The organism is Kitasatospora sp. NPDC059817, from assembly GCF_042731835.1.
In the GTDB taxonomy this organism is placed as follows: domain Bacteria; phylum Actinomycetota; class Actinomycetes; order Streptomycetales; family Streptomycetaceae; genus Kitasatospora.
Window position 1 is genome coordinate 22,583 of sequence record NZ_JBHWIR010000079.1, and the last position, 10,779, is coordinate 33,361.

The window sequence follows — 10,779 nt, forward strand, 5'->3', positions numbered from 1 at the left end:
CGGCCCCGCCGCGCCCCCCCCCCCCGGGCGCCGCCCCCCCCCCCCCGGGGGGGGGCGCCCCGGGCCCCTGGTGGCCTGGCCCGCCCCCTCCGGCGTTCCGGCGTTCCGGCGTTCCGGCGTTCCGGCGTTCCGGCGCAGGCTGGATAGGGTCGGGGTTACCGGCCAGTCGCCCGCAGGAGAGCAGCCCATGAGCACGCCGCCGTTCCTCACCCTTCCCCGCTGTGCCCGCGCGCTGCGGCTGTCGACCAGCCGCGGCGGGTTCGCCGCGCTGCGGGCCGAGCCGGACGGGCCGGTGCGCGGCTCGGCACTGCTGGTGCCGGGCTTCACCGGCAGCAAGGAGGACTTCATCGCCCTGCTGGAGCCGCTGGCGGCGGCGGGCTACCGGGTGACCGCCGTCGACCAGCGCGGCCAGTACGAGACCGGCGGCCCGGACGACCCGGCCGCGTACGCCGTCGAGGCGCTCGGCGCGGACGTCCGGGCGCTCACCGAGGCCGTGGCCGCCGACGGCGGCGGGCCGCCGCACCTGCTGGGGCACTCCTTCGGCGGCCAGGTGGTCCGGGAGGCGGTGCTGGCCGCGGCCGCGGACGGCCCGTCGCCGTGGCGCTCGCTGACCCTGATGTCCACCGGCCCGGGCGCGATCGATCCGGCCGAGGCGGCCCGCACCAAGCTGCTGCTGGACGTGCTGCCGGTCATGAGCCTGGAGGAGATCTGGCAGGTCATGCGGCAGATGGAGGAGGGCAGTGGGGACCAGAAGCAGCGCCCGGAGCCGGCCGTCGCGGAGTTCCTGCACCGCCGCTGGCTGGCCAACGTGCCGCTGTCGCTGAGTGTCACCGGTGGTCATCTGGTCGCCGCGCCGGACCGGGTGGCCGAGCTGGCCGCCGCCACCGCCGGCCTGCCGGTGCTGGTGCTGTCCGGGGTGCGGGACTACGCCTGGCCGGTGCCGGAGCAGACCCGGATGGCGGAGCGCCTGGGGGCCCGCCGGGTGGTCGTCGAGGACGCCGGCCACTCCCCCAACGCCGAACGCCCGGCCGCCACGGCCGGGGCGCTGGCCGCGTTCTGGGCCTGAACCGGGCCGATCCGGAGAGTGGTCTGAACCACTTCTCGAAGTTCGACCGTCTTCAACACAGGACAAAAGTCGTTAGTTACGGTAATCTTTGATTCTGTCCGGGAATCATCGCCGGCCTCCGCGTCGGCGCGAATCAGCCGAAACCTGGACTTCACGGGCGGGCAACGACCCGGAAGCACCACCACGTCACCGTGGTTCACGAGGCACCAGACGCACCGGGCGAGCAGGGGGAGCCCTTGCCGCAGCAGACCGCCGCACGTACGAACCGAGCGATCCGGCCGCACCGCCGGACCCGTAGGACCCCTCAAGGGCTGGTATCCACCCAGCCGCAATCGCCCCGACCGACGGGGCAGGAACAGGAGACGCCCATGACGAAGACCATGCGCTTCGAGATCGTTCGACTGGACGACGCCAACGGCTCCGCCGCCGACCGCCTGATAGCCGACGCCGAGACCGTCCGCGAGTTCGTCCAGGCCGCCGCCCGCACCGGTGAGCGCCTGCTCATCCGCCCGTGCCCGACCGTCTGACCACGCGCGGCGCCTCCGACCGGGAGCCCTCACCCGCCGCCGACGAGCCGGGAGCGTCCGATCCGGACGTTCCGATACCCGACTGACGCCCTGTCACCGCAATCGCCGATGACGGGGCGTCAGTGTGTCCGGGCCCTGCGCCCGTCGACGTTTGCCGCCGCCCGCCACGGGACATCCCCCAACGGGAACCGCCCGTGCCGCGCCGCCCCACCCCGCGCCGAACGGGCCCCGCCACCGACAGGTGCCGCCGAGCCCTCCGTACGGGTGATCGTCCTTGACGCGGCGGTCCGGAGGGAGGAGCGTTGTCGCCTATGAGGGGCGAGCCAAGCTGCCCGAGGTGCGCCGGTCGGGTCCGCGCCCCCGGTCTGTTCTCAGACACCTGGCAGTGCGACCGGCACGGAGCCGTGCACCCGATGCAGCCCGTGCTGCCACCGAGCGTCGAAGCCCTGGGCGTCGCCGTCGCCCGCTCGCAGGTCCCCGTCTGGCTGCCCTGGCCGCTCCCGGTCGGCTGGCTCTACACCGGCATCGCCCACGTCGGCGACGACGTCTCCGGCGCCCGGGCCACCGCCGTCGCCTGCTCCGGACCGGCCCCGCTCGGCGGCTTCGGCGAGCTGGTGCTCGTCGCCGAGGAGCTGGGGGTCGGCCTCGGCGCCCGCTACGCCGGGATGCCCGGGCCCGATCCGGGCGACTCCGTCGGCCTCTACAAGCCCGCCGACGCCAAGCTGCTGGCCGCCGGCCGGCCCACCCCGATGTTCCACATCCCGGACGCCCCGGCCGACCGCGCGGTGTTCGCCGGCGAGGCCCGCGGCCTCTGGCTCTGGGCGGTCGCCTGGCCCGAGCAGTCCGCCCTGGTGATGTACGACGAACTCGTCCTCACCGACCTGCGCGAGGCCGGCGCCGAACTGGACCTGCTCCCCTGCGGGGCCCTCTCCCCCCGCCTGCTGGGATAAGTCCCGTCCGGCCGGGGCCTGGCGCCCTGTCCTATCCTGGGCGGCACCCCGAGCCCCCAGGAGTCCGCCCCGTGCGCATCGACCTGCACGCCCACAGCAACGCCTCCGACGGCACCGACAGCCCGGCCGAGCTGGTCGCGGCGGCCGTGGCCGCGGGCCTCGACGTCGTGGCGCTCACCGACCACGACACCGTCGCGGGCCATGCGGAGGCCGCCGGGGCGGTGCGCGCGCTGCCGGCCGGCAGCCGGCTGACCGTCGTCCCGGGCGCCGAACTGTCCTGCGTGGTGGGCGGCGTCAGCATGCACCTGCTGGCGTACCTGTTCGACCCGGACGAGCCGGAGTTCGCGCGCGAGCGGGAGCTGGTGCGCACCGACCGGTTCCGGCGCGGGCGGGCGGTCGTCGAGCGCTGCCGCGAACTCGGCGCGGACATCAGCTGGGAGCAGGTGCAGCGGATCGCCGGGGCCGGCTCGGTCGGGCGCCCGCACATCGCCAGCGCGCTGGTCGAGGCGGGCGTAGTGGCCACCGTCTCGGACGCCTTCACCGCCGAGTGGCTGGCCAACGGCGCCCGGGCGGACGTCCGCAAGCACGAGACCGACCCGATCGAGGCGGTCCGGCTGGTCCGGGCGGCCGGCGGGGTGCCGGTGTTCGCCCACCCCGGCGCGGTCAAGCGCGGGCGGACCGTCCCGGACCAGGTGATCGCCGACCTCGCGGCGGCCGGGCTGGCCGCGCTGGAGGTCGACCACACCGACCACGACGAGGAGACCCGGGTGCGGCTGCGCGGCCTGGCCGGCGAACTGGGGCTGCTGGTCACCGGCTCCAGCGACTACCACGGCAGCCGCAAGACCGTCCGGCTCGGCGAGCACACCACCGATCCCGCGGTGTACGAGGCGCTGCTGGCGCAGGCCACCGGCGCGAAGCCGATCGGCGGCTGAGGGCCGCACGCCGGGGTGCGGGGGCGCGGCGGGAGCGCGGGGCCAGGACGGGAGACCCGCGGCCTGAGCCCCGGTCAGTCCAACCGGACGCCGCGGCGGTCCGGGTCGCGCAGGTCGGCGCCCTGGTCCAGCCAGCGCTCCTGGAGCGCGGCCGCGCCGTGCACCCGCTTCCAGCCGGCCTCGTTGGGCGTCATCGGCAGCAGCGGCAGGAAGCGGACCGGGTCGGCCGGCTCGTCCAGCTCCAGGTCCGGCACCAGGCCGCCCGGCTCGGCGGCCAGTACCGAGGTGAACGGCGCGCCGTCCCACAGCGGGGCGCCGAGGTCCAGCGAGCCGCCGGGGGCCACCACCAGCCCCTCGACCTGCGGGGTCGCGGCCAGGGTGGCCAGGCTGCGCAGCACGCTGTCGCGCCCGCCGCGGACGGTCAGCACCAGTTCGGCGCGCGGGCCGCGCAGTTGGTCGGCCACCGGTGCGGTCGGATCGGCCATCGGCGCGGCGGCCATGCCGAGCGTCGCGTACCGGACCAGGCCGTCGGCGTCCGGGCCGAAGCGCAGCACCTCGATCCGGTCGGTGCCGAGGAAGGTGACCGCGGCGCGGCCGCTCGGCTCGCCGAAGGTGGTGATCAGCCGGGCCTCGACGGCGGCCAGCACCGCCTCCCGGGAGAGCGCCGGGGAGCTGCCGCCGTGGGGTTCGCCGAAGAGCGGGAAGTCGTGCGCCATGCCGGTGAGCGTAACCCCCGGGGGCGGGCCGGCCGTGTGCGGGCGGCCCGGGCAAAGCCTCGGGAAAGCCCGGGGCGCCGATGGTCGGTCAGATGTTAGGGTGAGCGACTGGCCACCGGGAATCCTCAGGTTCCCGGGGCGGCGGCACGAAGGAGGTGGTTGCGGTGGATACCGGCCGACCATGCAGTACCGGCAGCTCTACCCGGCCCCGACTTCCCCGTACCCCTCGCCACGCAGGCTGAACCGGCTGATCCAGCCGAGGTAGCCCGGGCAGGCCGGACGCGGACGAACCGGCCGGGAGAGCACCCTCACCCCCCTTCACCGGTGTTCTTCGCCGTCGCACCACGGCCGCCCGCTCCTCCCCCGCCTTCCGACCGGGGGGACCCCTACGCCGCTGTGCGGCGGCTCCTGTTCCAGGGAGCCTGCCATGTCGATGATCAACAGCCTGCGCGCCGCCGTCCGCACCAACCGCCGCCGCTCCGCGGTCGGCGCGTACGACGCCGTCCCGGTGGGCGCCGGCTCGGCGGTCGTCGACTGCGCGGTGTACCAGCACGGCAAGCGCCACGGCGAGACCTGCAGCCCCCGCGAGGCCGCCCGCCGGATCAAGGCCGCACACCAACTCCCGGACGGGGACGGCTCGTTCAGCTGGATCGGGCTGCACGAGCCGACCGAGGCCGAGTTCGAGGGCATCGCCCAGCGCTTCGGCCTGCACCCGCTCGCGGTCGAGGACGCGGTGCACGCGCACCAGCGGCCCAAGGTCGAGCGCTACGACGACGTGCTGTTCGCCGTCTTCAAGACCATCCGCTACGTCGAGCACGACCAGCTCACCCCGACCAGCGAGGTGGTGGAGACCGGCGAGCTGATGGTCTTCGCCGGGCGGGACTTCGTGATCACCGTCCGGCACGGCGGCCACGGCTCGCTGCAGGAGCTGCGGCACCGGCTGGAGGCCGACGCGGACGAGTCCGGACTGCTCGCCAAGGGCCCGTCCGCGGTGCTGCACGCGATCGCCGACCACGTCGTGGACAACTACCTGCTGGTCTCCGAGCGGCTGCAGAACGACGTGGACGAGATCGAGTACGGCGTCTTCTCGGCCAAGGGCGGGCGCAGCGCCGACGTCGGCCGGGTGTACCAACTCAAGCGCGAGGTACTGGAGTTCAAGCGGGCCGTGGTACCGCTGCTGCGCCCGATGCAGCAGTTGTCCGAGCCGCTGCAGCGCCTCGTCGACCCGGACATCCAGAAGTACTTCCGGGACGTCGCCGACCACCTGGCCCGGGTCACCGAGCAGGTGCACGGCTTCGACGAACTACTGAACTCGCTGCTCCAGGCCAACCTGGCGCAGGTCTCGGTGGCGCAGAACGAGGACATGCGCAAGATCACCGCCTGGGCGGCGATCTTCGCCGTGCCCACCATGATCACCGGCGTGTACGGCATGAACTTCGAGTACATGCCCGAGCTGCACCACAAGTACGGCTATCCGATGGTGCTCGGCGCCATCATGCTGATCTGCGTCGGGATGTACCGGGGCTTCCGCCGCAACGGCTGGCTGTAGCCGCCCGCGGCGCCCACCGACCGCTACCGCCCGCCGGCCGCTACCGCCGGCCGCCGCGGGCGACCAGGACCAGGCCCACCAGGATCAGCACCACCGCCGGATACGCCGCCACCGGGGGCCACTGGCCGAGCCACAGTGCGGCGATCAGGGCCGCGCCCGGCGTCTCCAGCAGGATCGCGGTGGAGGTGATCGACGGGCCGAGGCTGCGCACCACGCGGTTGCTCAGCGAGTGGCCGAGCAGTTGGGCGGCGACCATCAGCAGCACGATCTGCCACCACACCCCGGCCGGCCAGCCGGCCAGCGGCGTCCCGGCGACCAGGCAGATCGCCAGCAGGCCCACCGCCGTGGTGGCGTAGCAGACCAGCGTGTACGCGGTGGTGCTGACGGTCTTGCGGACCTCCGCGCCCAGCAGCATGTACCCGGCGGCGGCCAGGCCCGCGCCGAGGGCGAGCGCGTCGCCGAGCAGCGCGCGCGGGGAGAGCGAGAGGTCGACGCCGGTCAGCACCAGCACGCCGGCGAAGGCCACGCCCGTACCGAGCCAGACCATCCGGGGGGCGCGGACGCCGAGCAGTCGCATCAGCAGGATGGTCCACAGCGGGGTGGTGGTGACCAGGGCGGTCGCCGAGGCCACCGAGGTCATCCGCAGGCTGGGCATCCAGAGCGCGAAGTGCACGGCGAGCAGTACGCCCGCCGCGATCGCGAGCAGCAGCGCCCGCCGGCCGATCCCGCGCAGTTCGGCGCGGTGGCGCAGCAGCGCGTACGGGCCGAGGACGCCGACCGACATGACGTTGCGCCAGAACGCGATCGCCAGCGCGGGCGCGGCGGTGGCGCTGATCAGCGGGCCGGACAGCGAGATGCCGGCGATGGAGACGGCGAGCAGCAGCAGGTCGGCGGTGGGGAGCGGGTGCGCCGGCTCGGTGGCGGTGGCGGTGGCGGCTGGTGCGGGTGCGGTCGCGGGCCGGGCGGCGGGCACGGCGCTCCTCTGCTGGTCACGTGGGCTGGGGCGAGGCGGGGCCTGACTGAACCGGGCCGGGGCTGGACCGGGCCGGGCTGGACCAGGCCGGGGCTGGGCGCTCCTACGGTAAGGCCCGTGGCAAGCCGATGGAACTGTCGCCCGACGGCTGAGACAACTCGTGGACGGCGGAGGTCGTACCCTGGGCGCCATGGACCGTACGCCCGCCGCCGCGACCGCCGACGACCTCCTCGACCAGGCCCTGCTGGAGGAGGCCGCGAAGAAGTCCGGCCTCCTCTGGGTCCGCGCGGACGGCCAGGAGCAGGCCCGCCCGCTCTGGCACGCCTGGCACGACGGCGCCGTGGTGGTGGTCGGCGAGGGCGGCGAGCAGCCGCTGCACGGCCTGACCGCCGGATCCGGCGCGGTGGTGACCGTCCGCAGCAAGGACAAGGGCGGCCGGCTGACCGGCTGGAGCGCCCGGGTCTCGGAGCTGGCCCCGGGCGGCGAGGCCTGGCTGGGCGCCGTCGAGGAGCTCAAGGGCAAGCGGCTGAACGCGCCCGACACCGACACCATCACCGACCGCTGGGCCCGCGAGTGCCGGGTGCTGCGCCTGGAGCCCGCCGGAGCGCTGACCGAGCGTCCGGGCGCGATGCCGGACGGCTCGCACGCCGCCCAGCCGATGCCCACCGCGGCCACCACCCGCCGCCCCGTCCCGGCCGGTCTGCCCAAACTGCTGTTCAAGCGCCGCTAAAGATTCACGCCCGGGACTCCTCGGCTGTGTACCGTGCCTCGTCGGGCCGGGCTCGCGACACGCGGGTAGCCTTGCCCGCAGGTGCGCCCCGGCGTACCCGGCACGGCGTCGAACGAGTAGAGGGAGTTCATGGCAGGGCCAGGCACCCGGGTCTTCATCTCCCACCTCTCCGCCCTCGCCGTCTTCGACCCGAACGGCGACCAGGTCGGCCGGGTCCGTGACGTCGTCGTCTCGCTGCGGCTCGGCGGCCGCCCGCCGCGGGTCCTGGGCCTGGTGGTCGAGGTGGTCGGCCGGCGCCGGATCTTCCTGCCGATGACCCGGGTGACCAGCCTGGAGTCCGGCCAGGTGCTCGCCACCGGCGTGATCAACCTGCGGCGCTTCGAGCAGCGCCCGTCCGAGACCCTGGTGCTCGCCGAGCTGCTGGACCGCACCGTCACCTGGTCCAAGACCGGTGAGGACGTCACCGTGCTGGACGTCGGGATGGTGCAGACCCGGATGCGCGAGTGGGAGATCAGCAAGGTCTTCGTCCAGGTCGGCCGGGCCGGCCGGCTGCGCAAGGGCAAGGGCGAGCGGCTCACCCTGGACTGGCAGGACGTCACCGGCTTCACGCTGCCCGAGCAGGACCAGGGCGCCGCCAACCTGCTCGCCACCTTCGACCAGCTGCGCGCCGCCGACCTCGCCAGCGTCATGCACCACCTGTCCGCCAAGCGCCGCGCCGAGGTGGCCGCCGCGCTCGACGACGAGCGGCTCGCCGACGTCCTGGAGGAGCTGCCCGAGGACGACCAGGTCGAGATCATCGGCAAGCTCAAGGACGAACGCGCCGCCGACATCCTGGAGGCGATGGACCCGGACGACGCCGCCGACCTGCTCTCCGAACTGCCCGACGACGAGGCCGAGCGGCTGCTCCAGCTGATGGAGCCGGACGAGGCCGAGCCCGTCCGCCGCCTGCTGTCGTACGAGGAGAACACCGCCGGCGGTCTGATGACCACCGAGCCGGTCGTGCTGGAGCCGGACGCGACCGTGGCCGAGGCGCTCGCCCGCATCCGGGTCTCCGACCACAAGCCCGCGCTCGCCGCGCAGGTGTACGTCTGCCGGCCGCCGAACGAGACCCCGACCGGCAAGTACCTGGGCACCGTGCACTTCCAGCGGCTGCTGCGCGAGCCGCCGTACGTGCTGGTCGGCTCGCTGGTCGACGACGACCTGGACCCGCTGCCGCCGGACACCCCGCTGTCGCTGATCACCAGCTACCTGGCGACCTACAACCTGGTGTCCGCGCCGGTCGTCGACGAGGCCGACCACCTGCTCGGCGCGGTGACCGTCGACGACGTGCTCGACCACCTGCTGCCGGAGGACTGGCGCGAGTCCGTCCTGCACGGCCACGACGACACGGACGGCACGAGGGAAGAGGTGCACGGTGGACGCTGACCGCAAGGGGCGGCGGGACGAGTCCCCCCGCCAACGCATCCAGAGCGAACTGCGGGAACTGCGCCAGCTGCGCGAACTGCGCGGCCGGGAGGGCGGCCGGGAGCGGCGCGCCGAGATCTCCGTGGCCGGCCCGGCCCGCACCCGGCTCGACCAGCCCCGCACCGCCCGGCCCGGGCTGATCTCGCTGCCCGCCTACGACCCGGAGGCGTTCGGCAAGCTCTCCGAACGGATCGCGCGGTTCCTGGGCACCGGCCGCTTCATCGTCTGGATGACGGTGGTGATCATCATCTGGGTGGCCTGGAACACCCTGCTGCCGGAGAACGTGCGCTTCGACAGCTACCCCTTCATCTTCCTCACCCTGGTGCTGTCCCTCCAGGCCTCCTACGCGGCCCCGCTGATCCTGCTCGCGCAGAACCGCCAGGACAACCGGGACCGGGTCAACATGGAGCAGGACCGGGCCCGCAGCGACCGCAACATCGCGGACACCGAGTACCTGACCCGCGAGGTCGCGGCACTGCGGCACGGGCTCGGCGAGGTCGCCACCCGAGACTTCATCCGCTCCGAACTCCAGTCCCTGCTCAAGGAGATCGAGGAGCGCCGGGAGCCCTCCGGGACGCTGTGACCGGCGGCACGCTACCGGCGGGTTAGGGGATCCCCCGAGCGCCGTACCATCAAGGCATGGCCAACGAGACAGAGGTCGCGGCCGGCGTCACGGAGGAGTCCGTACGCCAGGCGCTGGCGACCGTCAACGACCCGGAGATCAACCGCCCGATCACCGAGATCGGCATGGTGAAATCGGTCGGGATCGCCGAGGACGGCGCGGTGCGCGTCGCGGTCTACCTGACCGTCTCCGGCTGCCCGATGCGCGACACCATCGTCACCCGGGTCCGCGAAGCGGTCGGCCGCGTGCCCGGTGTGACCGGCGTCGAGGTCGAGCTCGACGTGATGAGCGACGAGCAGCGCAAGGAGCTCTCCCAGCTGCTGCGCGGCGGCGCCCCCGAGCGGGAGATCCCGTTTGCCAAGCCGGGCACGCTGACCCGGGTCTACGCCGTCGCCTCCGGCAAGGGCGGCGTCGGCAAGTCCTCCGTCACGGTCAACCTGGCCGCCGCGATGGCCGCCGACGGCCTGAAGGTCGCCGTCGTGGACGCCGACATCTACGGCCACAGCGTGCCCCGCATGCTCGGCGTCGAGGGCCGGCCCACCCAGGTCCAGGACATGATCATGCCGCCGCAGTCGCACGGTGTGAAGGTCATCTCGATCGGCATGTTCACCCCGGGCAACGCCCCGGTGGTCTGGCGCGGCCCGATGCTGCACCGCGCGCTCCAGCAGTTCCTCGCCGACGTCTACTGGGGCGACCTGGATGTCCTGCTGCTGGACCTGCCGCCCGGCACCGGCGACATCGCGATCTCGGTGGCCCAGCTGGTCCCCAACGCGGAGATCCTGATCGTCACCACCCCGCAGATGGCCGCCGCCGAGGTGGCCGAGCGGGCCGGCACCATCGCGGTGCAGACCCACCAGAAGATCGTCGGCGTGATCGAGAACATGTCCGGCATGCCGTGCCCGCACTGCGACGAGATGATCGACGTCTTCGGCACCGGCGGCGGCCAGACCGTCGCGGACGCGCTCACCCGCACCGTCGGCGCGACCGTCCCGGTGCTCGGCTCGATCCCGATCGACGTGCGCCTGCGCGAGGGCGGCGACGACGGCCGCCCGGTCGTGCTCGCCGCCCCCGACTCCCCGGCCGGCGCCGCCCTGCGCGCCGTCGCCGGCAAGCTCGGCGGCCGCCAGCGCGGCCTCTCCGGGCTCTCCCTCGGGCTGACCCCGAAGAACAAGTTCTGACGACGCGTCGCCGAAGGGGCCGTGGCCTGCTGGTCGCCCTCGGAAGTCGAGATCACCCGGTAGTCCATGCCC

At 74.0% G+C, this 10,779-nt stretch carries 11 protein-coding genes; 9 read left to right on the top strand and 2 right to left on the bottom strand.

Annotated elements, in window-relative coordinates:
- The first annotated feature begins 187 nt into the window (after positions 1 to 187).
- The 4 genes from ACFV61_RS18745 to ACFV61_RS18760 all read left to right on the top strand — a co-directional run bounded on the left by ACFV61_RS18745 (position 188) and on the right by ACFV61_RS18760 (position 3,475).
- Entirely contained in the window at positions 188 to 1,066 is an 879-nt protein-coding gene (locus ACFV61_RS18745; RefSeq protein WP_380429247.1) for an alpha/beta fold hydrolase, read from the top strand.
- A gap of 368 nt (positions 1,067 to 1,434) precedes the next feature.
- On the top strand, positions 1,435 to 1,593 hold the full coding sequence (locus ACFV61_RS18750; protein WP_159398440.1) for a hypothetical protein: 159 nt from the start codon (positions 1,435 to 1,437) through the stop codon (positions 1,591 to 1,593).
- 311 nt (positions 1,594 to 1,904) lie between these two features.
- Positions 1,905 to 2,543, top strand: a complete 639-nt coding sequence (locus ACFV61_RS18755) for a DUF6758 family protein (protein ID WP_380378426.1) — start codon at positions 1,905 to 1,907, stop codon at positions 2,541 to 2,543.
- A 71-nt stretch (positions 2,544 to 2,614) separates the two neighbouring features.
- On the top strand, positions 2,615 to 3,475 hold the full coding sequence (locus ACFV61_RS18760) for a PHP domain-containing protein (RefSeq protein WP_063347924.1): 861 nt from the start codon (positions 2,615 to 2,617) through the stop codon (positions 3,473 to 3,475).
- A gap of 74 nt (positions 3,476 to 3,549) precedes the next feature.
- Here the strand turns inward: ACFV61_RS18760 and ACFV61_RS18765 are convergent, their stop codons facing one another.
- On the bottom strand, positions 3,550 to 4,191 hold the full coding sequence (locus ACFV61_RS18765; RefSeq protein ID WP_079135643.1) for a suppressor of fused domain protein: 642 nt from the start codon (positions 4,189 to 4,191) through the stop codon (positions 3,550 to 3,552).
- Positions 4,192 to 4,618: 427 nt separating this feature from the next.
- On the opposite strand from ACFV61_RS18765, the gene corA reads away from it, so the two are divergent.
- The gene (gene corA, locus ACFV61_RS18770) at positions 4,619 to 5,740 is read left to right on the top strand and encodes a magnesium/cobalt transporter CorA (protein WP_063347925.1); all 1,122 of its coding nucleotides are present in this window, start codon (positions 4,619 to 4,621) and stop codon (positions 5,738 to 5,740) included.
- A 40-nt stretch (positions 5,741 to 5,780) separates the two neighbouring features.
- Here the strand turns inward: corA and ACFV61_RS18775 are convergent, their stop codons facing one another.
- Positions 5,781 to 6,713 carry a DMT family transporter gene (locus tag ACFV61_RS18775; RefSeq protein WP_380492759.1) on the bottom strand — a complete coding sequence of 311 codons (933 nt, stop codon included), beginning with the start codon at positions 6,711 to 6,713 and terminating at the stop codon, positions 5,781 to 5,783.
- Positions 6,714 to 6,903: 190 nt separating this feature from the next.
- Here ACFV61_RS18775 and ACFV61_RS18780 point away from each other — a divergent pair, with 190 nt between their 5' ends.
- The 4 genes from ACFV61_RS18780 to ACFV61_RS18795 all read left to right on the top strand — a co-directional run bounded on the left by ACFV61_RS18780 (position 6,904) and on the right by ACFV61_RS18795 (position 10,707).
- Complete coding sequence (locus ACFV61_RS18780) at positions 6,904 to 7,443, top strand: hypothetical protein (protein ID WP_063347927.1); 540 nt, start codon at positions 6,904 to 6,906, stop codon at positions 7,441 to 7,443.
- A 129-nt stretch (positions 7,444 to 7,572) separates the two neighbouring features.
- Positions 7,573 to 8,868, top strand: coding sequence for a magnesium transporter MgtE N-terminal domain-containing protein (locus tag ACFV61_RS18785; RefSeq protein ID WP_380341390.1), 1,296 nt, complete (start codon positions 7,573 to 7,575; stop codon positions 8,866 to 8,868).
- Between the two features lie 49 nt (positions 8,869 to 8,917).
- Positions 8,918 to 9,490, top strand: coding sequence for a DUF1003 domain-containing protein (locus tag ACFV61_RS18790; RefSeq protein ID WP_079136259.1), 573 nt, complete (start codon positions 8,918 to 8,920; stop codon positions 9,488 to 9,490).
- A 56-nt stretch (positions 9,491 to 9,546) separates the two neighbouring features.
- Positions 9,547 to 10,707: an Mrp/NBP35 family ATP-binding protein gene (locus tag ACFV61_RS18795; protein WP_063347929.1), complete on the top strand. Its 1,161-nt coding sequence runs from the start codon at positions 9,547 to 9,549 to the stop codon at positions 10,705 to 10,707.
- The last annotated feature ends 72 nt before the right edge of the window (positions 10,708 to 10,779 follow it).